This is a genomic window from Streptomyces spectabilis (assembly GCF_008704795.1).
GTDB lineage: Bacteria > Actinomycetota > Actinomycetes > Streptomycetales > Streptomycetaceae > Streptomyces > Streptomyces spectabilis.
The window spans coordinates 2,182,899-2,209,330 of sequence record NZ_CP023690.1; the positions used below are offsets into that span (position 1 = coordinate 2,182,899).

At 73.5% G+C, this 26,432-nt stretch carries 24 protein-coding genes; 6 read left to right on the forward strand and 18 right to left on the reverse strand.

Features of this window, described 5'->3' with window-relative positions:
* Nucleotides 1-47: 47 nt before the first annotated feature.
* The 7 genes from pheT to infC all read right to left on the reverse strand — a co-directional run bounded on the left by pheT (nt 48) and on the right by infC (nt 7,488).
* Nucleotides 48-2,588 carry a phenylalanine--tRNA ligase subunit beta gene (gene pheT / locus CP982_RS09270; RefSeq protein WP_150510072.1) on the reverse strand — a complete coding sequence of 847 codons (2,541 nt, stop codon included), beginning with the start codon at nt 2,586-2,588 and terminating at the stop codon, nt 48-50.
* A complete protein-coding gene (gene pheS, locus CP982_RS09275) occupies nt 2,588-3,712 on the reverse strand; it encodes a phenylalanine--tRNA ligase subunit alpha (protein ID WP_150510073.1) in 1,125 nt (374 codons plus the stop codon). Before pheS ends, pheT begins: the two co-directional genes overlap by 1 nt.
* A 147-nt stretch (nt 3,713-3,859) precedes the next feature.
* Nucleotides 3,860-5,008 (reverse strand): sensor histidine kinase, encoded by a 1,149-nt coding sequence (locus tag CP982_RS09280; RefSeq protein WP_150510074.1) that lies wholly within the window; start codon nt 5,006-5,008, stop codon nt 3,860-3,862.
* 57 nt (nt 5,009-5,065) lie between these two features.
* Nucleotides 5,066-5,923, reverse strand: coding sequence for a TrmH family RNA methyltransferase (locus CP982_RS09285; RefSeq protein ID WP_150510075.1), 858 nt, complete (start codon nt 5,921-5,923; stop codon nt 5,066-5,068).
* Nucleotides 5,924-6,031: 108 nt separating this feature from the next.
* The gene (gene rplT / locus CP982_RS09290; protein WP_016642495.1) at nt 6,032-6,415 is read right to left on the reverse strand and encodes a 50S ribosomal protein L20; all 384 of its coding nucleotides are present in this window, start codon (nt 6,413-6,415) and stop codon (nt 6,032-6,034) included.
* Nucleotides 6,416-6,519: 104 nt separating this feature from the next.
* A complete protein-coding gene (gene rpmI, locus CP982_RS09295; protein WP_030418114.1) occupies nt 6,520-6,714 on the reverse strand; it encodes a 50S ribosomal protein L35 in 195 nt (64 codons plus the stop codon).
* 105 nt (nt 6,715-6,819) lie between these two features.
* On the reverse strand, nt 6,820-7,488 hold the full coding sequence (gene infC / locus CP982_RS09300; RefSeq protein ID WP_229879034.1) for a translation initiation factor IF-3: 669 nt from the start codon (nt 7,486-7,488) through the stop codon (nt 6,820-6,822).
* A 355-nt stretch (nt 7,489-7,843) separates the two neighbouring features.
* On the opposite strand from infC, the gene CP982_RS09310 reads away from it, so the two are divergent.
* The gene (locus CP982_RS09310) at nt 7,844-8,233 is read left to right on the forward strand and encodes a DUF1844 domain-containing protein (RefSeq protein ID WP_150510078.1); all 390 of its coding nucleotides are present in this window, start codon (nt 7,844-7,846) and stop codon (nt 8,231-8,233) included.
* Nucleotides 8,234-8,236: 3 nt separating this feature from the next.
* Here the strand turns inward: CP982_RS09310 and CP982_RS09315 are convergent, their stop codons facing one another.
* The 3 genes from CP982_RS09315 to CP982_RS42470 are packed head-to-tail and all read right to left on the reverse strand — an operon-like array spanning nt 8,237 to nt 11,500.
* Entirely contained in the window at nt 8,237-8,965 is a 729-nt protein-coding gene (locus tag CP982_RS09315; RefSeq protein ID WP_150510079.1) for an SseB family protein, read from the reverse strand.
* A gap of 22 nt (nt 8,966-8,987) precedes the next feature.
* On the reverse strand, nt 8,988-10,172 hold the full coding sequence (mycP, locus tag CP982_RS09320; protein ID WP_150510080.1) for a type VII secretion-associated serine protease mycosin: 1,185 nt from the start codon (nt 10,170-10,172) through the stop codon (nt 8,988-8,990).
* The gene (locus CP982_RS42470) at nt 10,172-11,500 is read right to left on the reverse strand and encodes a hypothetical protein (protein WP_242785895.1); all 1,329 of its coding nucleotides are present in this window, start codon (nt 11,498-11,500) and stop codon (nt 10,172-10,174) included. The genes mycP and CP982_RS42470 overlap by 1 nt, the downstream gene beginning before the upstream one ends.
* Nucleotides 11,501-11,855: 355 nt before the next feature.
* Here CP982_RS42470 and CP982_RS09330 point away from each other — a divergent pair, with 355 nt between their 5' ends.
* Nucleotides 11,856-13,082 (forward strand): amino acid deaminase/aldolase, encoded by a 1,227-nt coding sequence (locus CP982_RS09330; RefSeq protein WP_150510081.1) that lies wholly within the window; start codon nt 11,856-11,858, stop codon nt 13,080-13,082.
* Between the two features lie 47 nt (nt 13,083-13,129).
* On the opposite strand, the gene CP982_RS09335 is transcribed toward CP982_RS09330, so the two are convergent.
* The 6 genes from CP982_RS09335 to CP982_RS09360 form a co-directional block, all read right to left on the reverse strand.
* Nucleotides 13,130-14,077 carry a DUF2510 domain-containing protein gene (locus tag CP982_RS09335; RefSeq protein ID WP_150510082.1) on the reverse strand — a complete coding sequence of 316 codons (948 nt, stop codon included), beginning with the start codon at nt 14,075-14,077 and terminating at the stop codon, nt 13,130-13,132.
* A 53-nt stretch (nt 14,078-14,130) separates the two neighbouring features.
* The gene (locus tag CP982_RS09340; protein WP_184925426.1) at nt 14,131-15,429 is read right to left on the reverse strand and encodes an HAD family hydrolase; all 1,299 of its coding nucleotides are present in this window, start codon (nt 15,427-15,429) and stop codon (nt 14,131-14,133) included.
* 22 nt (nt 15,430-15,451) lie between these two features.
* Complete coding sequence (locus tag CP982_RS09345) at nt 15,452-16,744, reverse strand: HAD family hydrolase (protein ID WP_150515392.1); 1,293 nt, start codon at nt 16,742-16,744, stop codon at nt 15,452-15,454.
* A 77-nt stretch (nt 16,745-16,821) separates the two neighbouring features.
* A complete protein-coding gene (locus CP982_RS09350; protein ID WP_150510083.1) occupies nt 16,822-17,610 on the reverse strand; it encodes a 3-oxoacyl-ACP reductase in 789 nt (262 codons plus the stop codon).
* Nucleotides 17,607-18,977 (reverse strand): aldehyde dehydrogenase family protein, encoded by a 1,371-nt coding sequence (locus tag CP982_RS09355; RefSeq protein ID WP_150510084.1) that lies wholly within the window; start codon nt 18,975-18,977, stop codon nt 17,607-17,609. The genes CP982_RS09350 and CP982_RS09355 overlap by 4 nt, the downstream gene beginning before the upstream one ends.
* 8 nt (nt 18,978-18,985) lie before the next feature.
* Nucleotides 18,986-20,350: a glutamine synthetase family protein gene (locus CP982_RS09360; RefSeq protein WP_150510085.1), complete on the reverse strand. Its 1,365-nt coding sequence runs from the start codon at nt 20,348-20,350 to the stop codon at nt 18,986-18,988.
* A 78-nt stretch (nt 20,351-20,428) separates the two neighbouring features.
* Here CP982_RS09360 and CP982_RS09365 point away from each other — a divergent pair, with 78 nt between their 5' ends.
* The 3 genes from CP982_RS09365 to CP982_RS09375 all read left to right on the forward strand — a co-directional run bounded on the left by CP982_RS09365 (nt 20,429) and on the right by CP982_RS09375 (nt 23,512).
* Entirely contained in the window at nt 20,429-21,154 is a 726-nt protein-coding gene (locus CP982_RS09365) for a FadR/GntR family transcriptional regulator (RefSeq protein ID WP_150510086.1), read from the forward strand.
* Nucleotides 21,155-21,329: 175 nt separating this feature from the next.
* Nucleotides 21,330-22,790: an ethanolamine permease gene (gene eat / locus CP982_RS09370; protein ID WP_150510087.1), complete on the forward strand. Its 1,461-nt coding sequence runs from the start codon at nt 21,330-21,332 to the stop codon at nt 22,788-22,790.
* A 23-nt stretch (nt 22,791-22,813) separates the two neighbouring features.
* On the forward strand, nt 22,814-23,512 hold the full coding sequence (locus tag CP982_RS09375) for a gamma-glutamyl-gamma-aminobutyrate hydrolase family protein (RefSeq protein WP_229879026.1): 699 nt from the start codon (nt 22,814-22,816) through the stop codon (nt 23,510-23,512).
* Nucleotides 23,513-23,589: 77 nt separating this feature from the next.
* Here CP982_RS09375 and CP982_RS09380 read toward each other — a convergent pair whose 3' ends face one another.
* Nucleotides 23,590-24,540 (reverse strand): LysR family transcriptional regulator, encoded by a 951-nt coding sequence (locus tag CP982_RS09380; protein WP_150510088.1) that lies wholly within the window; start codon nt 24,538-24,540, stop codon nt 23,590-23,592.
* Nucleotides 24,541-24,610: 70 nt separating this feature from the next.
* On the opposite strand from CP982_RS09380, the gene CP982_RS09385 reads away from it, so the two are divergent.
* Nucleotides 24,611-25,723 (forward strand): TDT family transporter, encoded by a 1,113-nt coding sequence (locus tag CP982_RS09385; protein WP_150510089.1) that lies wholly within the window; start codon nt 24,611-24,613, stop codon nt 25,721-25,723.
* On the opposite strand, the gene CP982_RS09390 is transcribed toward CP982_RS09385, so the two are convergent.
* Nucleotides 25,692-26,429, reverse strand: a complete 738-nt coding sequence (locus tag CP982_RS09390; RefSeq protein ID WP_150510090.1) for a helical backbone metal receptor — start codon at nt 26,427-26,429, stop codon at nt 25,692-25,694. The genes CP982_RS09385 and CP982_RS09390 overlap by 32 nt on opposite strands.
* Nucleotides 26,430-26,432 lie beyond the last annotated feature (3 nt).

Genomic DNA, 26,432 nt, shown 5'->3' on the forward strand with positions numbered 1-26,432 from the left:
CTCGCGGACACGCCCCCTCAGCAGCGCTTTTGTGCGCCGGGCCGGTGCTAGGCCCCGCGCAGCACCGCGCCGGTCGTCTCGGCGGCGCGCGCCACCGCGGCGTCGCGGGCGGCCGAGGCCTCCTCGACCGTCAGCGTGCGGTCGGGAGCGCGGAAGCGCAGCGCGTACGCGAGCGACTTCTTGCCCTCGCCCAGCTGCTCGCCGGTGAAGACGTCGAACAGACGGATGTCCTCGAGGAGTTCACCCGCGCCGTCGCGCAGGAACGCCTCGACGACGGCCGCGGGGACGTCCTGGTCGACGACGAGCGCGACGTCCTGCGTGGCCACCGGGAAGGACGAGACGCGCGGCGCCCGGAGCGCGCCCTCGCCCGCCTTCTGGAGCAGATCCAGGTTCAGCTCCATCGCGCAGGTACGGGCGGGCAGGCCGAGCGTCTTGGTGACGCGCGGGTGCAGCTCACCGGCGTGGCCGATGGGGACGATGTTGCCCTCCACGCCCTCGGGGACGTCCGCGTCCTCCAGGTACACGGACAGCTCAGCGCAGCGGCCCGGGTGCCAGGGGCCGTACTGGCCCTGCTGGACGATGAGTTCGGCACCGGCCTCGCGGGCCAGGGCGCGCGCCGCCTCGACGGCGTCGGCCCAGTCGGCCGGGCGGCCCTTGCCCCACCAGCCGGACCGCTCGCGGGCGCCCGCGAGCACGACCGCGGCGTGCCGCGGCTGCTCGGGCAGGGCGCTGTTGAGCTCGGCGATCTCCTCGTCCGTGGGACGCCGGTCGACGGGCAGGCGCCCGGGGACGGGCGCGCCCTCCACCGGGTGGAAGACCAGGCCGGTCTCGAAGAGGGCCAGGTCGTGGCTGCCGCGGCCGTCGTTGCGGCGCAGCGCGGTGAGGAGGCCGGGCAGCAGCGTCGTACGGAGCGCGGGCTCCTCGTCCGAGAGCGGGTTGACGAGCCTCACGACGCGGCGGTTCGGGTCGTCGGCGTCCAGGCCGAGCTGGTCGAAGACCTGCTCGCTCACGAACGGGTAGTTCGGCGCCTCGACGTAACCGGCGCCCGCGAGCACGCGCCCGGCACGGCGGTGCAGCCGCTGCCGCTCGGTCAGGCCGCGCCCGGCCGGGGGCCGCGGCAGCGTGGAGGGCAGGTTCTCGTAGCCCTCCAGCCGGATGACCTCCTCGGCGAGGTCGTTGACCTCGGCGAGGTCGGGGCGCCACGACGGCACGGTGACGGTCAGGGTGTCCTGGCCGTACACGTCGCAGCCGACCTGCTGGAGGCGGCGCACGACCGTCTCGCGGCCGTACGCGACACCGGCGACGCGGTCCGGGTGGTCGGCGGGCATCGTGATGGTGTGCGGCGCGGAGGGCGCGATGACCTCGGTGACGCCCGCCTCCGCGGTACCGCCCGCGAGCAGCACGAGCAGGTCGACGGTCCGCTGCGCGGCCGCGGACGCGGCCTGCGGGTCGACGCCCCGCTCGAAGCGCCGGGCCGCCTCGGAGGACAGCTTGTGGCGGCGCGCGGTGCGGGCCACGGTGACCGGGTCGAAGTGCGCGGCCTCGATGACGACGTCGGTGGTGACACCGTCGATGTCGTCGTGGTCGGCGATCTCCGTGTTGGCGCCGCCCATGACGCCCGCGAGGCCGATGGGGCCGCGCTCGTCGATGATCACCAGGTCCTCGGCGTCCAGGACGCGCTGGGTGCCGTCGAGGGTGGTGAACTTCTCGCCCTGCTCGGCGCGGCGGACACCGATGGTGCCCTGGACGCGGGAGCGGTCGTAGGCGTGCAGCGGCTGGCCGAGCTCCAGCATCACGTAGTTGGTGACGTCGACGGCCAGCGAGATCGGGCGCATGCCCGCCTTCTGCAGGCGGCGCTGGAGCCAGATCGGCGAGCGGGCGTCGGGGCGCAGCCCGGTGACGGTGCGCGCGGTGAAGCGGTCGCAGCCGACCGGGTCGCTGATCTGCACCGGGTAGCCGAACGAGTTCGGGGCCGGGACGTCGAGCAGCGCCGGGTCGCGCAGCGGCAGGCCGTACGCGGTGGCCGTCTCGCGGGCGACGCCGCGCAGGGACAGGCAGTAGCCGCGGTCGGGCGTGACGGCGATGTCCAGGACCTCGTCGACGAGTTCGAGCAGCTCGATGGCGTCGGTGCCGGCCTCGTGCTCGGGCGGGAGCACGATGATGCCGCCGCTGCCGTCGTCGCCCATGCCCAGCTCGTCGCCGGAGCAGATCATGCCGTGCGAGGTCTTGCCGTACGTCTTGCGCGCGGCGATCGCGAAGTCGCCGGGCAGCACGGCGCCGGGCAGGACCACGACGACCTTGTCGCCCACGGCGAAGTTGCGGGCGCCGCAGACGATCTCCTGCGGCTCGCCCGTGCCGTTGGCCTGACCGACGTCCACGGTGCAGAAGCGGATGGGCTTCTTGAAGCCCTCCAGCTCCTCGATGGTGAGGACCTTGCCGACGACGAGGGGGCCCTTGAGGCCCGCGCCGAGCTGTTCCACGGACTCGACTTCGAGGCCCGCGGCGATCAGCTTGGCCTGCACGTCACGGCCGGTCTCGGTGGCGGGGAGGTCGACGTACTCCCGCAGCCAGGAAAGCGGGATGCGCATCAGATCTCCGTCCCGAACGGCCGGGTGAAGCGGACGTCACCCTCGACCATGTCTCGCATGTCTTCGACGTTGTGGCGGAACATCAGCATCCGCTCGATGCCGAACCCGAAGGCGAATCCGCTGTACTTCTCGGGGTCCACACCACAGGCGGCCAGCACCTTGGGGTTGACCATGCCGCAGCCGCCGAGCTCGATCCAGCCCTCGGAGGAGCAGGTGCGGCAGGGGCGGTCCGGGTTGCCCACGGACTCGCCGCGGCACACGTAGCACACCATGTCCATCTCGGCGGACGGCTCGGTGAAGGGGAAGAAGTTCGGCCGGAGCCGGGTCTTCATGCCCTCGCCGCCGAACAGCGCCTGCACCATGTGGTCCAGGGTGCCCTTGAGGTCCGCCATGGTCAGGCCCTCGTCCACGGCGAGCAGCTCGACCTGGTGGAAGACCGGGGTGTGGGTCGCGTCCAGCTCGTCGGTGCGGTACACGCGGCCGGGGCAGATCACGTAGACCGGCGGCTCGCGGTCGATGAGCGAGCGGATCTGCACGGGCGAGGTGTGCGTGCGCAGGACCACACCGGAGTCGGCAGAGCCGTCGGCGCCTTCGACGAAGAAGGTGTCCTGCTCACCGCGCGCCGGGTGGTCCGGGCCGATGTTCAGGGCGTCGAAGTTGAACCACTCGGTCTCGACCTCGGGGCCCTCGGCGACCGCGTAGCCCATGGCGACGAAGATGTCCTCGATGCGCTCGGACAGCGTGGTCAGCGGGTGCCGGGCACCGGCCGCGACGCGGTCGTAGGGCAGCGTGACGTCCACCGCCTCCTCGACCAGGACGCGGGCGTCGCGCTCGGCCTCGAGCTCGGTCTGGCGGGCGGCGAGCGCCTTGTTCACGGCGCCGCGGGCCATGCCCACGCGCTTGCCCGCCTCGGCCTTGGCCTGCGGGGGCAGCGCGCCGATCTCGCGGTTGGCGAGGGCGAGCGGCGAGGTGCCGCCGCAGTGCGCGCTCTTCGCCTCCTGGAGCTGGTCGAGGTCGGCGGCGGCCGCGAAGGCGGCGAGCGCCTCGTCCCGCACGCGCTCGATCTCTTCAGGTTTCAGTGCCTCGACCTCGACAGGGTCGTACGACTTGTTCGGTGCCGACATCTCTTCCCGTGCTTCCGGTTGACTGGCGGATGGTCCCCGTCAACAGGTCGGAGACGAGTTGTCCCGAGATGGGGACACAAGGTGCCAGCGACCGAGTCTAACGGGGGTGCGGAGAACGAATGCGCCCGCGGGCTGCTCGGACGGCGCTCACTGAAGATACGCCGGAGCCCCCACGGGCAAGGTAAATCGGAACTGGGCGCCGCCGCTCGCCGCGCGGCCGACGGTGATCGTGCCGCCGTGTGCCTCGACGATGCCCTTCACGATGTACAACCCCAGTCCCGTCCCGCCGCGCTTGCTGCCCCGCCAGAAGCGGGTGAAGACGCGGCCCATCGACTCCTCCGGAATGCCGGATCCCTCGTCGCTGACGGTGACCGCGGTGTCGGTCGCTCCCCGCACGCGCAGGGACGGCGAGGGCGCCACGTCGATCGTGACAGTTCCCTCGCCGTGGCGCACCGCGTTTTCCAGGAGGTTGCTGAGCACCTGGTCGATCTTGTCCGGGTCGGCCCACAGGTCGGGCAGCGGCTGCTGGAGGCGGACCAGGAAGCGGTCCGCGTCCTGCCCCGCGGCGACGTGGGCCTGGATGTGGCGCCCGACGGCGGCCCCGATGTCGACGGGCTGGCGGCGCAGCTCGAGCCGGCCCGAGTCGATGCGGGAGATGTCGAGGAGCTCGGCGATCAGCCGGGTCACGCGGTTCGCGTCGGCGTCGACGGTCTCCAGCATCAGCCGCTTCTGGTCGTCGGTGAACCGCTCCCACTTGGCGAGCAGCGTGGCGGTGAAGCCCTTCACGGACGTCAGCGGGGAGCGCAGTTCGTGGGCGACCGTCGCGATCAGCTCGGCGTGGCTGCGCTCCGTGCGCCGCCGGGCCTCGGTGTCGCGCAGCGAGACGACGAGACGGCTCAGCGGGCCCTTCGGCCGCGACCGTACGTAGCGGGCGGAGACGAGCACCTCCCGGCCGCCGGGGAGCAGCAGATTGCGCTCGGGCTGGGCGACGCGGGTGACGAGGCCGCCGTACGGATCGGTCAGCTGCCACCACCTGCGCCCTTCGAGGTCCTCCAGGGGCAGGGCGCTCTCGATGCGGATGCCGAGCGCGTCGGCCGCGCGCACGGCGGTGATGCGCGCAGCGGCGGCGTTGAAACAGATGACGCGCCCGCTCTCGTCGGCGACGACGAGGCCGTCGGGCAGGTCGTCCGGATCGATGCCGAGCTCACCGAGACCGGGGCCCGCCGGGCCCGCGTGGCCCGCGGGAGGGCACAGGATGCCCCGCACTCCCGGTGCTCTGCTCGTGCCGACGCTCATTCCCCTTGTCCCCGCCTCTCGGAGCCGGCGCAGTGGGCCCCCGAGCCCGACACACTACTAGCCGGGGGTGACGGAGCGGCACCCTCCGGCGGCACGCTGTGCACGGGCGGACGCATAGAGGCATACGGCTGCCGCGGTCGCGAGGTTCAGGCTCTCGGCGCTGCCGTGGATCGGAACGCGCACCACGGCGTCGGCGAGTGCGCGGGTCTCCTCCGGCAGCCCCCAGGCCTCGTTGCCGAAGATCCACGCGGTCTCGGTGCCCATGGTGCCCTTGTCCAGCTCGGCGTCCAGGTCGTCCTCGCCCGCGCCGTCGGCGGCGAGCACCCGGACCCCGGCCGCCCGCAGACCGCGTACGGCCTGCTCGACCGGCACGCCCACGGCCACCGGCAGATGGAAGTGCGAGCCGACGGAGGCGCGCACCGCCTTGGGGTTGTAGAGGTCCACGGAGGCGTCGGTGAGGACCACGGCGTCGGCACCGGCGGCGTCGGCGCAGCGCAGCACGGTGCCCGCGTTCCCTGGGTCGCGTACGTGCGCGAGCACGGCCACGAGCTTGGGCCGCCCGGCGAGGATCTCCTCGAACGGCACGTCGAGGAAGCGGCAGACCCCGACGAGCCCCTGCGGGGTGACGGTGGTCGAGATGTCGGCGATCACGCTCTCGTCGGCGAGGTGCACCCGTGCCCCGGCGGCGCGCGCGTCCGCCACGATGTCCGCGTACCGCTCGGCGGCCTCGACGGTGCTGAACAGCTCGACGAGCGTGGCCCCGCCGCCGCCGCGGTGCCCGGCCGCCTCCCGCACCGCCTGCGGCCCCTCCGCGAGGAAGAGCCGCTCCTTCCCCCGGAAGTTCCGCTTGCCAAGCCGCCGCGCGCCACTGACGCGCGGCGAACGCGGGGAGATCAGTTCGGGACCGTGTGCCATCGAGTCGCTTTCAGGTGTACGGGGTCGAGAGGCGGGGGGGTGAACGCGACTGGACCCGCAGGCTCAGGGGGCCTGCGGGTCCAGTCGCGGTTCGAGCTCAGTGCAACGTCACGCGGCCTTGGGGGCGTTGACGTCGGAAGGCAGGGCCTTCTGGGCGACCTCGACGAGCGCCGCGAAGGCGTTGGCGTCGTTGACGGCCAGCTCGGCCAGGATCTTGCGGTCCACCTCGATGTTGGCGGCCTTCAGACCCTGGATGAAGCGGTTGTAGGTGATGCCGTTGGCGCGGGCAGCGGCGTTGATGCGCTGGATCCACAGCTGACGGAAGTCGCCCTTGCGCTTCTTGCGGTCGTTGTAGTTGTAGACCAGGGAGTGGGTGACCTGCTCCTTGGCCTTGCGGTACAGGCGCGACCGCTGGCCGCGGTAGCCGCTGGCCTGCTCGAGGATCGCCCGACGCTTCTTGTGCGCGTTGACTGCGCGCTTGACGCGTGCCACTTGTTAACTCCTTGTAGCGGGGCCGTGGTGGTCGTCACACGGCCCGATTCGACTGATGTCCCGGTCCTGGCGTCGCGTGGCCCCCGTCACCGGGGGCCGCGACGTCACTTGCCGAGAAGCTTCTTGATCTTCTTGGCGTCGCCCGGGGCCATCTCGGCGTTGCCGGTGAGGCGACGCGTCACGCGGGACGACTTGTGCTCGAGCAGGTGGCGCTTGCCGGCGCGCTCGCGGAGCACCTTGCCGGAGCCGGTGATCTTGAAGCGCTTGCTGGCACCGCTGTGCGTCTTGTTCTTCGGCATAGCGCCGTTCTCTCCTCGTCAGTGGCGCTCCGATGCCCGGTCGCGAAACCGGGCATCCGGGAGCGTCATGTGTTCGGTTGGCATCCCTGGACTCGCGTCCGGGGATCAGGCCTCGGCGGGAGCCTCGGCCGGGGCCTCGGAAAGCTCGTCCGGGGCCTCGGAAAGCTCACCCTCGGCGGCGTTCTGCGACTTGCCGGGGTTGGCCTTCGCGTCCGCCTTGCGAGCTGCCTGGGCCTCACGGGCCTCGGCCATCGCCTCGGTCTTCTTCTTGTGCGGACCGAGGACCATGATCATGTTGCGGCCGTCCTGCTTCGGGTTCGACTCGATGAACCCGAGGTCCTGGACGTCCTCGGCGAGGCGCTGCAGCAGTCGGTAGCCGAGCTCCGGCCGGGACTGCTCGCGACCACGGAACATGATCGTGATCTTGACCTTGTCGCCCTGCTTGAGGAACCGGACGACGTGACCCTTCTTGGTGTCGTAGTCGTGCGGGTCGATCTTCGGCCGGAGCTTCATCTCCTTGATGACCGTGTGCGCCTGGTTCTTGCGCGCCTCACGGGCCTTCATGGCCGACTCGTACTTGAACTTCCCGTAGTCCATGAGCTTGCACACGGGCGGACGGGCGTTCGCCGCGACCTCGACCAGGTCCAGGTCGTACTCCTGCGCAAGCTCCAGGGCCTTGGCAAGCGGGACAATCCCGACCTGCTCGCCGCTGGGACCGACAAGTCGCACCTCGGGAACGCGAATCCGGTCGTTGATGCGGGGCTCGGCGCTGATGGATCCTCCTCGGTAGCACCACGCGACGGTCTGGCGGACAGCCGCGTTACGTCTGTTTTTCGACCAACCCGCCGGGGGCACAAAAAATGCCCCGACTGATCACAGCAGGGGCTCCATACACATACCGGAGCACCTCCGCGGTGAACACGGGGCGCATCGGGCGGGCCTCACACTGGGGAGCGGACCGCCTGACCGGTGACCCGCCGCTCGGGGAGCGGCCAGGTGGGAGATCGGAGCCTCCACTTGTGGGCCGGTTCCTGCGTCGAAGCGCGGGCATCCGGCCGGTCGTCACCCCAGGTTAGCAGGTCCTGGGGGGTGGGGCTAACGGCTCGCGGGCGGCTCTAGGGTGTGGGACATGAGTGACACGAGCCCCACGCCCTCCCCGACCCCTGCGGCCGCCCCCGCCGAGAGCCCCGACTTCGACGCCATGACCCGCGACATCGCGGACGTGCCCGCGGTCGAGGTGATCACGACGGTCGCGGTGCACCTGATGAGCGCGGCGGCGGTGAACCTGGGCCTGGCCGAGGAGGGCGAGACCCACAAGGACCTGGACGAGGCCCGCAAGCTCATCCAGGCCCTGGCCGGTCTGCTCGACGCGAGCGCGACCGAGGTCAGCTCCTTCCACGCGGCCCCGCTGCGGGACGGCCTGAAGTCCCTGCAGCTCGCCTTCCGCGAGGCCTCCGTGGTGCCGGACGAGCCGGGGCAGGGGCCGGGCGAGAAGTACACGGGGCCGGTCTTCGGCTGACCGTCAGCGTACGTAGAGGGGCTCGCCCGGTGGCGTCGCCTCGGCCGGCAGCAGTGCCAGGTCGAGGCCGCGCACCAGGCGGGCCCTCAGTGTTTCGTCGGCGGCCAGGGCCTCGGCCACGCGCCGGGCGGTGTCGGCCGGGGCCGCGCCCGGGGCGAGGACCAGGGCGAGGGTGCCGTCGGCCGTGCCCGGGCCGAGGTGGGCCCGGAGCACGGCGGGCTCGGCGGCGACCGCGGCGCGGACCGCCTCGCGCACGGCCGGGTCGGTGAGCGCGTCGGCGCTGTCGCGGCCCTCGGCGAGGGCGATGAGCGCGGGGCGGTTCAGCTCGTAGGGGACGGGGCCCGCGAGGTCGAGGACGATCGTGTCGGCCTTCTCGTGGGCGGCCGCCTGGAGCGCCTGGTGCAGCGGTACGGCGACGGGGCGCGCGGCCGGGTCCCACAGGGCGAGGGCCTCGGTGGAGGTGAACGCGGGCAGCGCGGTGCGCTCGCCCGCCTTGAGCGTGGGCACCGCCATGTCGCTCGTCTTCTCCCGGCGCAGTCCGTTCTCGTCCTCCTCGACCTCGCCGAGGACGGCCACCACCGGCACGAGGAGCCTGGCGCCTGCCAGGGCCTTCAGGACCGGGCCGTGGGCGGTCCGGTCCTGGGACCAGGCCTCAAGGGCCGCGCGCAGCTCCGGGGCCGCGGAGCCGTCGTCGTCGGAGAAGCCGGGGTCGGGGATGTTTTTCGTCTGCACGTCCTCGACACTAGCCCGCTGCTCAGCGGCGGCGCGGGCGGCCCCGCCAGAGGTAGGCGCCCGCCGCGAGGAGGGCCGTGCCCAGGGCTGCGGCCACCGGGCCCAGCCAGGCCGAGTGCGTGTCGTCGTCCGTGTCCTCGGCGGGGCCCGGACCGAAGTACTTCTTGGCGTACGTGCCGCCGTGGGCCCTGGCCCGCAGGGAATCCGGCTTGAGTCCGGCGGCGCGGCTCAGCGCGGCCGCGGGGTCGATGAGGCCGAAGCCGCGGGAGTCGTCGCGGCCGCCCGCGGGGGCGTCCTGCGCGGTGTCCTGGAGGAGCCGTTTGATCTGCGCCGGGGAGAGGCCGGGGCGGGCGGCCCGGACGAGGGCGACGGCGCCGGAGACGAAGGCGGAGGCGGCGCTGGTGCCCCAGCCCTCGTAGTACTTGCGGTCGGGGTCGGCGATGACGATGTCGTCGCCGGGGGCGCTGACGGTGGCGTACCAGCGGCGGGTGGAGAAGGAGGCCCGCGCGCCGTTCTCGTCGACGGCCGTCGCGACGATCACGCCCGGGTAGGCGGCGGGGTAGGAGATGTGGTCGCCGCGCTCGCCGCCGTTGCCCGCCGAGGCGACGACGACGGCGCCCTTCTTGAGGGCGTACTGGACGGCGGCGTCCTCGGAGGGCTCGGGGTGCGCGGACTTGGAGTCGTCGCCGAGGGAGAGGTTGATGACGTCGGCGCCGTGGTCGGCGGCCCAGCGGATGCCTTCGGCGAGGGCGTTGCCGCGGGTCTGGCGGGCCTTTCCGCGGGCCGGGTCGCCGTCCTCCAGGATCACCCGCACCGGCAGGATCCGGGCCCCGGGGGCGATGCCGAGCACACCGTCGCCGCGGCCCTCGCCGTGGCCGTGCCCGGCGACGATCCCGGCCATGGCGGTGCCGTGCCGGGCCCAGGTGCGGTCGCCGCGCCGGGCGCCGAAGCCCACCATGTCCTTGCCGGGCAGGACGCTGCCCTTGAGGTCGGGGTGGGAGCCGTCGACCCCGGTGTCGAGGACGGCCACGGTGACGCCCTCGCCCTTGGTGGTGCGCCAGGCCTGGCTCGTGCCCATGGCGTCGAGGGCCCACTGCTGGGCGCGGATGCCGTCGTCGGCGCGGGCGGGGGTGGCGGGCAGCAGCGCGAGGGCTCCGGCGATGGCGACCGCGACGGGTGCGTGCCGGCGCGTCGGCAGCGGGCTCATCAGGGCTTCTCCGGGGCCGCGGTGGCGGTCTTGCGCAGGCTGCGCTCGACACGGTCGGCGATGCCCTTGGCGTCGTGGCCGAGTCCGGCCTGGGCGGGGGCAGAGGTGGCGCCCGCCTTCATGGCCTCGGCGGCGGGTTCGGGTTCGGTGACGGCGCGGCCGTCGGCGAACCCGGACACGGCGTAGGCGACGACGGGCGCGTCGGGCAGGACCGACAGGGTCCAGGTGGCCCGCTGCGCGGCACCGAAGACGGCGGCGGGGGTGCCCCGGGCGGCGTACGCGCGGGGCATCAGGTCGGTGCGCCGGTCCAGGCCCTCGCGGCCGAAGCGGGTGCGCAGCGCGTGCATGCCGTCGGCGTCGGCCTTGGTGAACAGCAGGCCCACGGTGGTCAGATGGCTCTTCGTGGCATCGGTGTAGGTGGCGCGCAGCAGGCGCCTGCAGCCGACGGGGGCGAGCGCCTTGCGCAGCAGCGGGTCGAAGGCCTTGGCGCAGCCGCTGTCGGGGGCGACGGCTACGCGGTTCCAGACCCGGTCGGCGCCGCCGGGGCCCGCTCCCCCGCCCTTGATGGTGGGCGGGAACAGGGCGTCGACGGGCAGGCTGTGCCAGAGCGTCCCCGCGGCGGCGTAGGTGTCGCGGGAGCCGCCCGCCGCGTCGGACTCGCCGGTGAGCCAACTCCCGGTCACGGCGCCGCCGATGAGCCCGAGCCCGAGGACGGCACAGGCCGCGGCGGCGGCCGCGCGGGGCCGGAGCCAGGCCGCGACGGGGCGGAGCCGGGTGGTGGTGTCGTCGTACAGGGCGGGCCGGGCGAGGAACACGAAGGGACGGTGCCCGTCGGGGCGCGGCGACAGGTCGACGGCGCCGCGGGCCCTGCGGGCGGCGGAGGCCCGGGACCGCGGCGGCACCGTGCCGGGGCGCGGGCCGCGGGCCTCGGGCACGCCGGGGCGCGGGGGGTTCGCCGGAGCGGGAGGCGCGTCCGGGAGACGGGCGGAGGCGGGCGGGGGTGGCGGGGCGCCCTCACCCTCGGCGCCGGAGGCCGCCGCGGGATCTCCGGCGACGTGGCCCGGCCTGGACGCGGGGTCAGCAACGTCGCTCCCCGCCTCGGACGCGGCCGCGCCGACGGCGCGGTCCGACCCGGACGCGCGGTCAGCGACCGCACGGCCTGCCCCGGACACGGGATCACCATCAATACGGCCCGCACTCCGCTCGGGCGCGAGCCGGTCGAAGGGTGCCAGCAAGTCCGCCACCGCTGCCTCGTGGTCCGCAGGGGTGGAGGTGTCGGAGTCCTCCGCCGCCGGACGGGGGCCGCTGAGCACCCAGTCGCGGTCCACCGGAGGCCGTACGTCGGGAAAGCGGGCGCTCGCGGGCGGCGGGGGCGGTTCAGCGGCCGGGGCGGACGGGTGCGAAGGCGGGGGCGGCGGGTCCGGGGGGACGGGGTCGCCGGGAGCGTCCGGGGTGCCGTCGGGCTGCGTCGGCAGCCGTGGTGGGGTGCCGGGACGTGGGGGGACGGGGGGCCGTCGCGCCTCCGTGCTCATGCACCCCCCGTTCCGTCGCGTCGCGCGCTCCCTGCGTGCGCGTCACTTTACGGGTTGACATGAGCCCCACGGGAACCCAGTCCAGGCCACCGGGTGATCTGCCCGGAACGTCCCCCTACCCTTGGGTAGCGGTGTCTGGCAGGCTGCGCCCATGACAGGCGGAGCCGCTGACTTCACCCGGGACCGGGCCGCGGACCGGGCCCGTTACGACCGGGCCACCGCGCACCTCGACGCGCCGCTCGCGATCGTCGATCTGACGGCCTTCGACGCCAACGCCGAGGACTTGACGCGCCGGGCGGGCGGGAAACCCCTCCGGGTCGCGAGCAAGTCCGTGCGGTGCCGGGCCCTGCTCGAACGGGTCCTCGCGCGGGACGGGTTCGCAGGGGTCATGTCGTTCACGCTCGCGGAGTCGCTGTGGCTCGCGCGCTCCGGCTTCGACGACGTGCTGCTCGCGTACCCGTCGGCGGACCGCGCCGCCTTCGCCGAGCTCGCGGCCGACCCCAAGCTGGCGGCGGCCGTCACGGTGATGGTCGACGATCCGGCGCAGCTGCGGCTCATCGAGGAGGCGCGCGGCGACGGCCGCGAAGAGGTGCGCGTGTGCCTGGAGTTGGACACCTCCCTGAAGCTGCTCGGCGGGCGGGTGCGGATCGGCGCGCGGCGCTCGCCGCTGCACGAGCCCGCCCAGGTCGCCGCGCTCGCCCGGGCGATCGCGCGCCGGCCCGGTTTCCGGCTCGTCGGCGTCATGGCGTACGAGGGGCACGTCGCCGGTGTCGGGGACGCCGTCGCGGGGCACCCCGCCAAGTCGCGGGCGGTGCGGCTGATGCAGTCCGCCGCGCGCCGGGAGCTGGCCGTCCGGCGTGCGGAGACGATCCGGGCGGTGCGGGACGCCGTGCCCGACCTCGAGTTCGTGAACGGCGGCGGCACCGGCAGCGTGCAGCAGACGGCGGCCGAGGGCGCGGTCACGGAGGTGGCGGCCGGATCGGGTCTGTACGTGCCGCGCCTGTTCGACAACTACACGTCGTTCAGCGGGCGTCCGGCGGCGCTCTTCGCGCAGCCGGTCGTGCGCAGGCCGGGCCGTGGCGTGGTGACGGTGCTCGGCGGCGGCTATCCGGCGTCGGGGGTCGCGGGCGCGGACCGGTCGCCGGTGCCGCATCTGCCCCAGGGGCTGCGGTACACCGCCCAGGAAGGCGCGGGCGAGGTGCAGACGCCGCTGGTCGGGGCCGCCGCGGACGATCTGCGGATCGGTGACAAGGTGTGGTTCCGGCACGCCAAGGCCGGTGAGCTGTGCGAGCGGTTCGCGGAGCTGCACCTGGTCGTGGGCGACCGGGTGACGGAGACCGTGCCGACGTACCGGGGCGAGGGCCACACCTTCCTGTGAGGCCGTGAGGCTGTGAAGCCGTGGGCCCCCGAGGCCCGGAGGAGCCGCTACGGCGTCGGGCCCACGCTGCTGCCCACTCCCCCGCCCGTGGCGCTGTCGTCGATGGGCCTGATCCCGTCGACGACCTCGTCGATGTCGGACAGCGGGGGCGCGCCGTCCGCCGCGTCGACGCTGATGCGGACGACGACCATCGCCTCGGAGCCGCTGCTGGAGGGGAACGACACGGACTGCACGTACCCGCCGGGGCCCTTCTCGGTGTGGACGCGCCACCGTACGTAGTAGCCGCCGCGGCCCGCGACCGCGACGGTGCCGCTCTTCACCTGGGTGTGCCGCGCGATGCCGCCGAACGGCTCGCGGTCGAGCGCGTCGTGGTCGTACGCGGCCTCCGCGGCGTCCTTGATGTCGCGCCTGGCGAGCTTCTCCGGGGAGCGCTCGTCGGTGCCGGTCACCGTCCGCGTGGTGATCGTGCCGTGGCGGCAGAAGCCGGGGTCGCCGGGGCAGTCGTAGGTGTCCGGCGTCTGGAGGGTCAGTTCGTCGCCGACGGCGTGGTCGGCCTTCTCCCACCCGTCGGGCACGGGCAGCGTGATGCCGTTGAGTTCGTCGGTGAGGGTGTCCGGGTCCTCGGTGGGGGACGCGGAGGCGGTCGGCGACGCGGACGTGGGCGTCGGCGTTGGCTCGTTCGGCTCAGACGCGGTGGGCGCGGGCCCGGCCGCGGGGTCGCCGTCGTCGTCCTGGAGGACCAGGAAGCCGGTGACGATCGAGGCGACGAGGACGGCCCCGGCAGCGCTCAGCGCGACGGCCCTGGCGCGTCGCCCGCCGGTGCGCACCGGCAGCGGCTGGACCGCGGTGGGGGCGAGCCCCGGCCGCGCCTGCGCCAGATGGACCGTGGCCTCGGGCGTGCGCCGGTGCTCGGTCCACCCGGACCCGTCCCACCAGCGCTCGACGGCGGGTCGGGACGGGTCCGGGTACCAGCCGGGCGGAGGCGACATGCTCATCCCGGCACTCTAGGACGTGGCGCGCCGGCCGGTACAACCAGCCGGTCACACGGTCAGTGGATGCTGTCCCGCTGGTCGGGGACCACCGAGCCGTCCTCGCGCAGGACCGGGCCCTTGCGTCCGTCGGGCTCGTTGTACGCGGCGGTCGAGCACGGGTAGGTGCCCGGCTTCTGCGGCAGCGGCTCGATGAACATGGGGTTCACGACCCAGCGGCCGTCGGCGTTGTCGTACGCGCGGCACATGAACTCGCCCTTGTTGCGGTTCAGCACGAGGTGCGCGCCGGTGGCGTCGCCGACGAACGTCACGTCGGTGTCGGCGTCGCCGCCGCCGACCGCGATGCGCTGGCTCCAGCGCTGCTTGTCCCAGGCCTTCTTGCCCTTGATCTTGTAGATCTCCTGGTTGATGAAGCAGCGCTTGCCGTCGATGTACGGGATGACGTCGCCCTTGTTGACGCCGACGCCGCCGCAGCCCTGGTTCCAGGTGGTGATGCGGCCCTTGCCGTCCAGGACGGAGCGGATCGCGATGGTGTGCTTGCGGTCGATGCCCACGCCGCGCGACCACACCTCGGCGACGGGCTCGGAGCCCGCGGAGACGATGTAGACGTCGAATCCGGCCTTCTTCAGGGTGCGGATCAGATCGCGCTGCTGGTCGTAGTAGCGCGCGTAGCCGGGCACGGTGTGGCTGCCGATGGTGCGGGTGGTGCCGACGGGGGCGGCGAGGGCCTCGGTGCGGGCCTTCTTCGCGTACGACTCCACCTCCTTGACGGTGTGTCCGGCGAAGAGCTGGGGCACCCACGCGTACTGCGGGACGGTGCGGCGGTGGTGCCAGGTCCCGGCGAAGGCGGCGGCGCCGCTCATCGTGGTGCCGTCCTCGCGGATCTGGAGGATCTCGTCGGCGCAGGCGGTGTTGGTGGAGGTGGGCAGCGGCCTGCCGACGGGGACCTGGGTGCCGCAGGCCCGGGTGAGGGCGCGGTGGCCCGCGGCCGTCATCCACTTGCTGGAGGACTTCCAGCTCTTGGGGCGCAGGATCTTGTCGTGCCGCAGCGCCCAGCTGATGGTGGCGTCGGTGACGTCGTTCTTGACGACGGTGTTGTCCCAGTCGAAGGCGGCGACGGGACGCTTCTGGCCGTGGCCGAGGTGCGGGTTGGAGCAGGTGCCCCGCTCGTCGATGACCTTCTGGAGACGGGCGCGGTTGTCGCCGTACCAGGTGAGCTTCTTCGACAGCTGGGGACAGTGGGCGCCGGTGTGCGACGCGGGCGCGGCCGTGGCGGCGGCTGCGGGAAGCGTGACGGGCCCGGCCACCAGGGTGGCGGCCGAGGCCAGCGTCAGCGCCAGAACGTTTCTGTTACGCATGTGCGTGGACGCTACAGCAGTTCTACGAGGTCGCTGAACCCCCGTACACACTGTCCTGTTGGTCCGCGATGACCGATCCGTCCGCGCGGCGCACCGGGGCCTTCGTGCCGTCGCGGCCGGTGTAGCCGGTGGTGGCGCACGGGTAGGGCGCGGACTGCTTGCCCTTGGGCTCGATGAACATGGGGTTGATCAGCCAGCGCCGGTCGCCGTTGTCGTAGGCGCGGCACATCAGTTCGGCCTTGTTGCGGTTCAGGACGAGCCTGAGCCCGGTGGCGTCGCGCAGGAAGGACACGTCGGTGTCGGAGTCGCCCGCGGCGAACACCTGGCGCTTCGCGGCGGGCTGTACCCTCTCGGCGGCCTTGCCGCGCACGCCGAGGATCCGCTCGTTGATGGCGCAGCGCTTGCCGTCGATGTACGTGATCATCGAGTCGGCGCCGTCCTCGACGGAGCCGCAGCCCTTGAGGCGGGCGGTGAGGCGGCCTTCGCGGGTGACGTTGCGGATGCCGATGGTGTGCCGGGCGTCGACGCGCACGCCCTTCGCCCACACTTCGGCGATCGGCTCGGGGGAGGCGGAGACGACGTACACGTCGAATCCGGCCTTCTTCAGGGCGCGGATGAGGTCGCGCTGCTGGTCGTAGTAGCGGGCCCAGCCGGTGACCTTGCCGGTGCCGACGCGCTGTTCGGCGCCGATGGGCGCGGCGAGGTTCTCGGCGCGGGCGGCGGCCGCGAAGTCCTTGACGCGGGCGGTGCTCCAGCCGCGCAGGAGCTGGGCGAGCCAGGCGTACTGCGGCTCCATGCGGCGGTGGTCGAACCCGGCGAAGGCGGCCTTGCCGGTGGCCGTGGTGCCCTCGCCGTACACGGCGGCGATCTCGTCGGCGCAGGCCGTGTTCGTGCGCGTGGGCAGGGTGCGGCCGGTGGCCGGGCAGGCCTTGGCCAGGGCCTTGGCGGCGGGCGCGGTGAGATAGCGGCTCGTGGTGCGCCAGTCGCCGCGCTCGGGGGTGCGTATCTTGCCGTGGCGCAGCATCCAGAACATGGTGGCGTCGCCCACGTCGTTCTTGATGACCGTGTTGTCCCAGTCGAAGACGGCGAGGGGCTTGTGGCGCTTGTCGTACGCGTCCGAGCAGCGGCCGTAGGTGTCGAGGAGGCGCTGGAGACGCTGCTTGTTGTCGCCGTACCAGCCCTTCGAGACGGTGAGGGCGGGGCACTTCGCGGCGGGCCGGTGCGGGGCCGGCGCGGCCTCGGCGGTGGCGGCGAGGCCGGTCCCCACGACGGCCAGGGCGGCCGCCACGGCGGCCAGCGGATGCTTGATCTTCATGAACACGGTGCCTGTCTACGCAGATCAGCCGGGCGCCTCACGACGCCCGGCTGACGGGTGGGTGGCCTCGGGGTGAACTACTGGGGCGTGACGTACGCCCCGGAGATGCCGCCGTCGACGAGGAAGTCCGTGGCGTTCACGAACGCCGAGTCGTCGCTGGCGAGGAAGGCGACCGCGGCGGCGATCTCCTCGGCCTCGGCGAAGCGGCCCACCGGGATGTGCACCAGGCGGCGCGCGGCCCGCTCGGGGTCCTTGGCGAACAGCTCCTGGAGCAGCGGGGTGTTCACCGGGCCCGGGCACAGCGCGTTCACACGGATGCCCTCGCGGGCGAACTGCACGCCCAGCTCGCGGGACATCGCGAGCACGCCGCCCTTGGACGCGGTGTAGGAGATCTGCGAGGTCGCCGCGCCCATCCGGGCCACGAAGGAGGCGGTGTTGATGATGGAGCCCTTGCCCTGGCGCCGCATGTAGGGGATGGCGGCCTTGCAGCACAGGTACACGGAGGTGAGGTTGACCTCCTGGACGCGCTTCCAGGCCTCCAGGCCCGTGTCCAGGATGGAGTCGTCGTCGGGCGGCGAGATGCCCGCGTTGTTGAAGGCGATGTCGACGGAGCCGTAGGTGTCGTACGCCGTCCTGAACAGCGCCTCGACCTGCTCGGCGTCGGTGACGTCGACCTTCACGTACGTGCCGCCGACCTCGTCGGCGGCCTTCTTGCCCGCGGTGTCGTCGATGTCGCCGCACACCACGTGGGCGCCCTCGGAGGCGAGGCGGCGGGCGGTGGCGAGGCCGATGCCGCTGCCCGCGCCGGTGATGACGGCGGTGCGGCCGACGAGACGGCGGCAGACGTTTTCCTGAGCCTGGGTCACTGGGCGGGCCCTTCCGTGCTGATGAAGACGTTCTTGGTTTCGGTGAAGGCGGCGAGGGCGTCCGGGCCGAGCTCGCGTCCGAGCCCGGACTGGCCGTAGCCGCCGAAGGGGGTCCAATAGCGCACGCTGGAGTGCGAGTTGACCGACAGGTTCCCGGCCCGCACGGCCTGGGACACGCGCAGCGCCCGGCCCACGTCCCGGGTCCAGATCGAGCCCGAGAGGCCGTACTCGGTGGCGTTGGCGAGGCGGACCGCCTCGGCCTCGTCCTCGAAGGGCAGCACCACGGCGACCGGCCCGAAGACCTCCTCGACGGCGACCGGCGACGTCGGCCCCGCGTCGGTGAGGACGGTCGGCGGGAACCAGAAGCCGGGCCCTTCGGGGGCGCTGCCGCGGATGCCCGCGCCCGCGGGGACGTAGGAGCGCACCCGCTCCAGCTGGGCCCGGGAGATCAGCGGGCCCATCTGGGTCTTCTCGTCGGCCGGGTCGCCGACGACGTACGACTCGACCAGGGGTGTCAGGAGCTCGACGAAGCGGTCGTACACCGAGCGCTGCACGAGCATTCGGGTGCGGGCGCAGCAGTCCTGGCCCGAGTTGTCGAGGAAGGAGCCGGGCGCGGCGAGGGCTGCGGCCTCCACGTCGGCGTCGGCGAAGACGATGTTCGGGCTCTTGCCGCCGAGTTCGAGGGTCACGCGCTTCACGCGGTCGGCGCACTTGGCCATGATCTGCTTGCCGACGCGGGTCGAGCCGGTGAACACGATCTTGGCGACGCCGGGGTGCTCGACGAGCGCGTCGCCCGCGACGGCGCCCTCGCCGGGCAGGACCTGGAAGAGGCCCTCGGGCAGGCCCGCCTCCAGGGCGAGTTCGGCCAGGCGCAGGGCGGTCAGCGGGGTGGTCTCGGCGGGCTTGAGGACGACCGCGTTGCCCGCCGCGAGGGCCGGGGCGGTGCCCCAGGCGGCGATGGGCATCGGGAAGTTCCAGGGCGCGATCACGCCGATGACGCCGAGGGGTTCGAGGATCGTGACGTCGAGGCCGCCGGGGACGGGGATCTGGCGGCCGTTGAGGCGCTCGACGCCGCCCGCCGCGTACTCGAACAGGTCCCGGGCGTTGCCCGCCTCCCAGCGGGCGTTGCCGATGACGTGCCCGGCCTCGCGGACCTCGAGCCGGGCCAGTTCCTCCACGTGGCCGTCGATGACGGCGGCGAAGCGGCGCAGGAGCCGGGCCCGGTCGGCCGGGGCGACGGCGGCCCACTTCTCCTGTGCCCGGACGGCGCGTGCGACGGCCGCGTCGACGTCGGCCGCCGTGGCGGCGGGCACGGTCGCGACGACGTCCTCCGTCGCCGGGTTCAGTACCTGGAGTGATTCGAGCAAGACGTGCCTCACATGCGTTCGAAGGAGCGGCGCAGCTCCCAGTCGGTCACCGCGGAGTCGAAGGCGTCCAGCTCGACCCGCGCCATGTTGCGGTAGTGCGCGACGACCTCGTCGCCGAACGCGGCCTTGGCGACGGGGCTGTTCTCCCACAGCTCGGCGGCCTCGCGCAGCGTCGTGGGGACGTGCTCGTAGTCGGCGGTGTAGGCGTTGCCGGCGCACGCCTCGGGCAGCTCCAGCTGCTGCTCGATGCCGTACAGGCCCGCCGCGACCAGACCGGCGACGGCCAGGTGCGGGTTGACGTCGCCGCCGGGAAGGCGGTTCTCGAAGCGCAGCGAAGGGCCGTGGCCGACCACCCGCAGGGAGCAGGTGCGGTTGTCGTGGCCCCAGGCGGCCGCCGTCGGGGCGAACGAGCCCGGCTGGAAGCGCTTGTACGAGTTGATGTTGGGCGCGTAGAGGAGGCTGAAGTCGCGCAGTGCGACGAGCTGGCCCGCGAGGAAGTGGCGCATGACGGGCGACATGCCGCCGGGCCCGTCACCGGCCATGGCGTTGGTGCCGTCGGCGTCCTGGAGCGAGAGGTGAATGTGGCAGGAGTTGCCCTCGCGCTCGTTGTACTTCGCCATGAAGGTGATCGACACGCCTTCCTGCGCGGCGATCTCCTTGGTGCCGGTCTTGTACAGGGCGTGCTGGTCGCAGGTGACCAGGGCCTCGTCGTAGCGGAACACGATCTCGTGCTGACCGGGGTTGCACTCGCCCTTGGCGGACTCCACCGTCAGGCCCGCGCCCGCCATCTCGTTGCGGATGCGGCGCAGGAGCGGCTCGATGCGGCCCGTGCCGAGGACGGAGTAGTCGATGTTGTACTGGTTCGCCGGGGTGAGGCCCCGGTAGCCCGCGTCCCAGGCCTGCTCGTAGGTGTCCTTGAAGACGATGAACTCCAGCTCCGTGCCGACGTGCGCGGTGTAGCCGTGCTCGGCGAGCCGGTCCAGCTGGCGGCGCAGTATCTGGCGCGGGGCCGCGACGACGGGCGAGCCGTCGTTCCACTCCAGGTCGGCGATGAGCAGCGCGGTGCCCTCGTGCCAAGGGACGCGGCGCAGGGTGGAGAGGTCGGGGCGCATGGCGAAGTCGCCGTAGCCCCGCTCCCAGGAGGACATCGCGTAGCCGTCGACGGTGTTCATCTCCGTGTCGACGGCCAGGAGGTAGTTGCAGCCCTCCGTGCCGTGCTCCAGGACCTCGTCCAGGAAGAACGGGGCGGCGAACCGCTTGCCCTGGAGCCGCCCTTGCATATCGGGGAAGGCCAGGACGACAGTGTCGATCTCACCGCTCGCCACGAGGGCACGCAGCTCCTCGACGCCGAGCGGGGGTGTGCGGTCTGCCACGGGAAAAGCCTCCTTGGGTCAGCCGAGTGGCCATAAGGTATGGGCAAGAACCATTGCTTGGGAAGGGGGTACGGGCAGATGTCCCACGTGCGGGGCGAGGATCGCCTCCATCAGGTACTGCGACCGGTCCGGGCGGGCAACGGCTTCGAGGAGGCCCTGGAGCAGATCCTCCAGGTGGTCCGGCTCGGCCTGGTGCCCGGCGGCGAACGGCTCCCGGCGGAGCGGGAGTTGGCCGACCTGCTCGGCATCAGCCGGGTCACGCTGCGCGAGGTCCTGAAGGTACTCCAGGACCAGGGTCTGGTGGAGTCGCGGCGCGGGCGCTACGGCGGCACGTTCGTGCGGCCGCGCGCCGGGGCGCCGGGCGAGGCGGAGCTGCGCCGCCGGGTCGCCGACGTGGACGTGGAGGACGCGCTGCGCTTCCGCGAGGTGCTCGAAGTGGGCGCGGCGGGCCTGTGCGCGACGCACGGCCTCGACCCCGGGCAGGCCGACCGGCTGCGTGCGGCCCTGGCCCGCACCCACGACGCGCCGCTCGCCGACTACCGCCGTCTGGACACCCTGCTGCACCTCACGCTCGCCGAGCTGTCCGGCTCCCCCACGCTCACCGCGCAGTACGCGGCGGTCCGCGCGACCGTCAACGACCTGCTCGACTGCATCCCGCTCCTGGTGCGCAACCTGGAGCACTCCCAGCGCCAGCACACCGCCCTGGTGGAGGCGGTGCTCGACGGCGACGCGGACGGGGCGCGGGAGATGATGCGGGAGCACTGCGCGGGCACGGCGGCGCTGCTGCGCGGTTTCCTGACCTGAGCGGCGGCGCAGGCGAGCGCCCCCCGCTCGGACCTGCCGCCCCCCTGGTGAGCCGGACGGTTAACCAGCTCGTTACGCACGGGTCTTGATTTCTGTCCGCCCGCACCGCGAAGGTATGCCTCCACACCGCAAAGGTATGTCTTCAATCCATTGAGTGCCGCACCGGGAGCCCCGCATGAGCCTGGAGTCCACGGAGCCGACGAAGGCTCGCGCCGCCCGCGGCGCCGAAGGCGACGACTATCTGGAGCGGCGCGCGCTGCGCCGCGGCAACGCCGGATGGGTGCTGCTCACCGGCCTCGGTGTCGCGTACGTCGTCTCCGGCGACTACTCGGGCTGGAACTCCGGTCTGAAGGAGGGCGGCTTCGGCGGTCTGGCCATCGCGATGGCGCTCATGGGCGTGATGTACACCTGCATGGTCTTCTCGCTCGCGGAGCTGTCGTCCGTCCTGCCGACGGCGGGCGGCGGCTACGGCTTCGCGCGCCGCGCCCTCGGCCCCTGGGGCGGCTTCCTGACCGGCACGGCGATCCTCATCGAGTACATCCTCGCGCCCGCCGCGATCTCCATCTTCATCGGCGACTACGTGGAGTCGCTCGGCCTCTTCGGCCTGGAGTCGGGCTGGCCGGTCTACCTCGCCTGCTTCGTCCTGTTCATCGGCATCCATCTGTGGGGCGTCGGCGAGGCCCTGCGGTTCAGCTTCGTCGTCACGGGCATCGCGGTGGTGGCGCTCCTGGTGTTCGCGGTGGGCGCGTTCATGGACTTCGACGGCTCGAAGCTCAACGACATCCCCGTGGACCACGACGCCTTCGGCGCCAACTCGTGGCTGCCGCTGGGGATCCTCGGCATCTGGGCGGCGTTCCCGTTCGGCATGTGGTTCTTCCTGGGCGTGGAGGGCGTGCCGCTCGCGGCCGAGGAGACGAGGGACCCGGCGCGCACGCTGCCGCGGGCGATCCGCTGGTCGATGCTCATCCTGCTGGCGCTCGCGCTCCTGACGTTCTTCGCCTCGGCCGGGGCGCGCGGCTCCGCCGCCATCCAGTCGACCGGCAACCCGCTGGTGGACGCGCTCCAGCCGGACGGCGAGCGCACGGGCCTGAGCCGCGTCATCAACTACGCGGGCCTCGCGGGCCTCGTGGCCTCCTTCTTCTCCCTGATCTACGCCGGGTCGCGCCAGCTCTTCGCCCTGTCACGGGCGGGCTATCTGCCCCGCTTCCTGTCCCTGACGAGCAGCCGCAAGGCGCCCTACCTCGGCCTGCTCGTGCCGGGCGCGATCGGCTTCTCGCTCGCGGCCGCCACCGGGGACGGCGCCCGCATGCTGAACGTGGCGGTGTTCGGCGCGACCATCTCCTACGCCCTGATGTCGCTGTCCCACATCGTGCTGCGCCGCCGCGAGCCGGGCCTCGAACGGCCCTACCGCACGCCCGGCGGCATCCTGACCTCGTCGGTGGCGCTCGCCCTCGCCTGCGCCGCCCTGGTGGCGACGTTCCTGGTGGACGTCACGGCGGCGTTCATCGCGCTCGGGGTGTACGGAGTGGCGGTCGCCTACTTCGGCCTGTACAGCCGCAAGCATCTGGTGGCGCGGGCACCGGAGGAGGAGTTCGCGGCCCTGGCCGCGGCGGAAGCCGAGCTGGAACGGAACTAGCGCGAGTGCAGAGGGAGTTCAAGGTGAACGGGAACGCCAAGCGGCCGCTGATCGGCGTGAGCACGTATCTGGAGGCCGAGGCGCGCTGGGGCGTGTGGACGCTGCCCGCCGCGCTGCTGCCCGCCGGGTATCCGCGCCTGGTACAGGCGGCGGGCGGCCTCGCGTCGATGCTGCCGCCGGACGACCCCGCGTACGCGGCCGACGTCGTGGCCCGCCTCGACGGCCTGGTCGTCGCGGGCGGCCCCGACGTGGAACCGGCCCGCTACGGCGCCGCGCGCGAGGAACGCACGGGTCCGCCCGCCGAGGAGCGGGACGCCTGGGAGCTCGCCCTGATCGAGGCCGCCCTGGCCGCCGGGACGCCCCTGCTCGGCATCTGCCGCGGCATGCAGCTGCTCAACGTCGCGCTCGGCGGCACCCTGGTCCAGCACCTGGACGGCCACGCCAAGGCCCCCGGCGTCTTCAGCACGCACGCGGTCGCGCCGGTCCCCGGCACGCGGTACGCCGCCGTCGTACCCGACGCGGCCACGGACGTGCCCACGTACCACCACCAGGCGGTGGACCGCGTCGGCCGGGGCCTGGTCCCCTGCGCCCACGCCGACGACGGCACGGTCGAGGCGCTCGAACTGCCGGGCCCCGCCTGGGTCCTCGGCGTGCAGTGGCACCCGGAGGCGGGCACGGACACCCGGGTGATGGAGGCGCTGGTGAAGGCGGCGCTCGCCTGAGCCCCCGACCCGGTGCGCCCCCCTGGCGTCGGATGTCCGCGGACGCGTCGTGGCTGGTCGCGCAGTTCCCCGCGCCCCTACGGGGCACTCCCCCGCGTGAGCCCGAGCAGCTCGCGCGCGGGCCCGGCAGGCACATGCCCGGTCGGCCACACCGCCCGCAGCTCGCGGCGCAGCCGCACCCCCTCCACCGGCACCCGCACCAGCCGACGCGCGGCCAGCTCGTCGCCGAGGGCCAGCTCACTGAGCACGGCGGGGCCCGCGCAGCTCACCGCGGCGGACTTCACCGCGGTGGTCGAGGACAACTCCATGAGCGGCGCCGCGAGCCCGCCGAGGGCCGCGTCCAGGACCTGCCGGGTGCCGGAACCCCGCTCGCGCAGGATCAGCGGCGTCGCGGCGAGCTCCGGGGCGCCGAGCGGCGCGCGCCGTCGCGCCCAGGGATGGCCGGGCGCGACCACCACGATCAGCCGGTCGTGCCCGACCACCGCCGCGTCCAGGCCGGCCGGCGTCCTGAGGCCCTCCACGAACCCGAGGTCCGCGTCGCCGCCGAGCAGCCGCTCCGCGACCTCGGCGGAGTTGCCCGCGAGCAGCGAGACGGCCGTGTCCGGGCGCCGGGCGCGCAGCGCGATCAGCCAGCCGGGCAGCAGGTACTCGGCGATGGTCATGCTCGCCGCCACGCGGAGCCGGGAGTCGCGGCGGCCCCGCAGCGCCTGCGCGCCCGCGTCGAAGGCCTCGGCCGCCTCCACGATCCGGCGCGCCCAGTCGGTGACGAGGACGCCCGCCTCCGTCAGGCGCGAGCCGCGCGGGGAGCGGTCCACCAGGGCCACGCCCAGCTGTCGCTCCATGGACCGGACGCGCCCGCTCGCCGCGGGCTGGGTGATGCCGAGCTCCCGCGCCGCCCGGCCGAGGCTGCCGAGCCTGGCCACGGCGAGCAGCAGCTCCAGGGCGGCCAGGTCCGGCACCCGGTGCGCGAGCGGCGCCCCCGGCGGGACGGCCGACGCGCCGGGGACACCCGGCGAGGCTGAGGTCATAAGCCCAGGTTATGCCCTCATAGCTCCAAGATCCCTGGTGGGCCGGGCGGACCGGGCGCACCGTGGAGTCATGGTCACCGCAGCACACAGCCGCCCCCGGGCGCACCCCAGCACCCCGCTCGCCGCCGTCCGGCACCTCGGCCCCAACTGGTACGCCTCCGTCATGGGCACGGCGATCATCGCCAACGCGGGCGTCACGCTGCCGTACGGCATACCGGGCCTGCGCACGGCCTGCGCCGCCGTGTGGGCGCTGTCCCTGCTGATGCTGACCGCGCTCCTGCTGGCCCGCGCCGCGCACTGGGCGCACCACCGGGACCAGGCCCGCGCGCACCTCCTCGACCCGGCCATGGCGCCGTTCTACGGCTGTCTGTCCATGGCCCTGCTCGCGGTCGGCGGCGCCACCGTGCTCGTCGGCCGGGACTGGATCGGCGTCGACGCGGCGGTCGCCCTCGACACCGTCCTGTTCACCGCCGGAACGGCGATCGGCCTCGCGGCGGCGGTCGCGATCCCCTATCTGATGGTGGTCCGGCACAGGATCGCGGCCGACCAGGCGTCCCCGGTGTGGCTGCTGCCCGTCGTGGCCCCCATGGTCGCCGCGGCCCTCGGCCCGCTGCTCGTGCCCCACCTGCCCGCGGGACAGGCCCAGCGGACCCTGCTCTACGCCTGCTTCGCGATGTTCGGGATCAGCCTGCTCGCCACCCTGGTGATGCTGCCGCTGATCTTCGCCCGGCTGATCACGGGCCCCCCGCTGCCCCTCGCGCTGACCCCCACGGTCTTCCTGGTCCTGGGCCCGCTCGGCCAGTCCACCACCGCCGTCAACAAGTTCGCCGACGTGGCGAAGGGCGTCCTGCCCGCCCCCTACGACCAGGGCTTCGCGGTCTTCGCCGTGCTGTACGGCGTCCCGGTGCTCGGCTTCGCCCTGATGTGGCTGGCCCTCGCGACCGCGATGGTGGTCCGCGCCCGGCGCGCGGGCATGGGCTTCGCGATGACCTGGTGGGCCTTCACCTTCCCCGTCGGCACCTGCGTCACCGGCGCCGCAGGCCTGGGCGCGCACACCGGAATCGCCGCCTACGACTGGCTGGCCGCGGCCCTCTTCGCCGTCCTGCTGACCGCCTGGTCGGTGGCCCTGATCCAGACGGCCCGGGGCCTGCTCAGCGGCCGGCTGCTGACAGCGCCGCGCTGAGCACCTCCGGCGCCTCGCGCAGCGACGGTCCGTACCAGGTGAGGTGGCGGCCGCTGACCAGCGCGGCGGGCAGTCCGGGGAACGCCTCGGGGCCGTCCTCGCGGGTGAAGCGGTAGGGCTCGTCCGGCAGCACCACCAGGTCGGGCCCGGCGGCGCGCAGCTCCTCCAGCGGAACGCGCGGATAGCGCTCGGCGTGCGTCGCGTACACGTTGTCGACGCCCAGGCGCGCGAGCAGGTCCGCCGCGAACGTGTCCCGGCCGAGCACCATCCAGGGCCGCCGCCAGATCGGCACGGCGGCCCGGAGGCGGGGGCCCGGGCGCGGCGGCTCTGACCAGGCGTCCTCGGCGTCGGCGAGCCACTGCGGCCGGGCGGGCCCGCCGCAGGCGGCGAGCACCCGGGACAGCTCGGCGAAGGCCTGGTCGAGCCCGCGCACCTCCGTGACCAGGACCTCCAGGCCCGCGCCGCGCAGGGCCGCCAGGTCGGCGAGGCGGTTCTCCTCCTCGTTGGCGATCACCAGGTCCGGGGCGAGCGCGACGACCGCGGCGACGTCCGGGTTCTTCGTGCCGCCGATCCGGGCGACGCCGAGGCCGTCGAGGTCCGCCGGGTGGCTGCACCAGTCGGTGGCACCGACCAGGGCGCCCGGCACCGTCACGGCGACCGCTTCGGTCAGGGACGGCACCAGGGAGACCACCCGGGCTGCGGGCATCGC

Bases quoted from the DNA above. Each gene is read 5' to 3' on its own strand.
- CP982_RS09280 (WP_150510074.1), bottom strand. From the start codon at position 5,008: ATGAGCGTCGGCACGAGCAGAGCACCGGGAGTGCGGGGCATCCTGTGC.
- CP982_RS09345 (WP_150515392.1), bottom strand. From the start codon at position 16,744: ATGAAGATCAAGCATCCGCTGGCCGCCGTGGCGGCCGCCCTGGCCGTC.
- mycP (WP_150510080.1), bottom strand. From the start codon at position 10,172: ATGAGCCCGCTGCCGACGCGCCGGCACGCACCCGTCGCGGTCGCCATC.
- CP982_RS09390 (WP_150510090.1), bottom strand. From the start codon at position 26,429: ATGCCCGCAGCCCGGGTGGTCTCCCTGGTGCCGTCCCTGACCGAAGCG.
- eat (WP_150510087.1), top strand. From the start codon at position 21,330: ATGAGCCTGGAGTCCACGGAGCCGACGAAGGCTCGCGCCGCCCGCGGC.
- CP982_RS09330 (WP_150510081.1), top strand. From the start codon at position 11,856: ATGACAGGCGGAGCCGCTGACTTCACCCGGGACCGGGCCGCGGACCGG.
- rpmI (WP_030418114.1), bottom strand. From the start codon at position 6,714: ATGCCGAAGAACAAGACGCACAGCGGTGCCAGCAAGCGCTTCAAGATC.
- CP982_RS09310 (WP_150510078.1), top strand. From the start codon at position 7,844: ATGAGTGACACGAGCCCCACGCCCTCCCCGACCCCTGCGGCCGCCCCC.
- CP982_RS09385 (WP_150510089.1), top strand. From the start codon at position 24,611: ATGGTCACCGCAGCACACAGCCGCCCCCGGGCGCACCCCAGCACCCCG.
- CP982_RS09335 (WP_150510082.1), bottom strand. From the start codon at position 14,077: ATGAGCATGTCGCCTCCGCCCGGCTGGTACCCGGACCCGTCCCGACCC.
- pheT (WP_150510072.1), bottom strand. From the start codon at position 2,588: ATGCGCATCCCGCTTTCCTGGCTGCGGGAGTACGTCGACCTCCCCGCC.
- CP982_RS09340 (WP_184925426.1), bottom strand. From the start codon at position 15,429: ATGCGTAACAGAAACGTTCTGGCGCTGACGCTGGCCTCGGCCGCCACC.
- CP982_RS09365 (WP_150510086.1), top strand. From the start codon at position 20,429: ATGTCCCACGTGCGGGGCGAGGATCGCCTCCATCAGGTACTGCGACCG.
- CP982_RS09380 (WP_150510088.1), bottom strand. From the start codon at position 24,540: ATGACCTCAGCCTCGCCGGGTGTCCCCGGCGCGTCGGCCGTCCCGCCG.
- pheS (WP_150510073.1), bottom strand. From the start codon at position 3,712: ATGTCGGCACCGAACAAGTCGTACGACCCTGTCGAGGTCGAGGCACTG.
- CP982_RS09285 (WP_150510075.1), bottom strand. From the start codon at position 5,923: ATGGCACACGGTCCCGAACTGATCTCCCCGCGTTCGCCGCGCGTCAGT.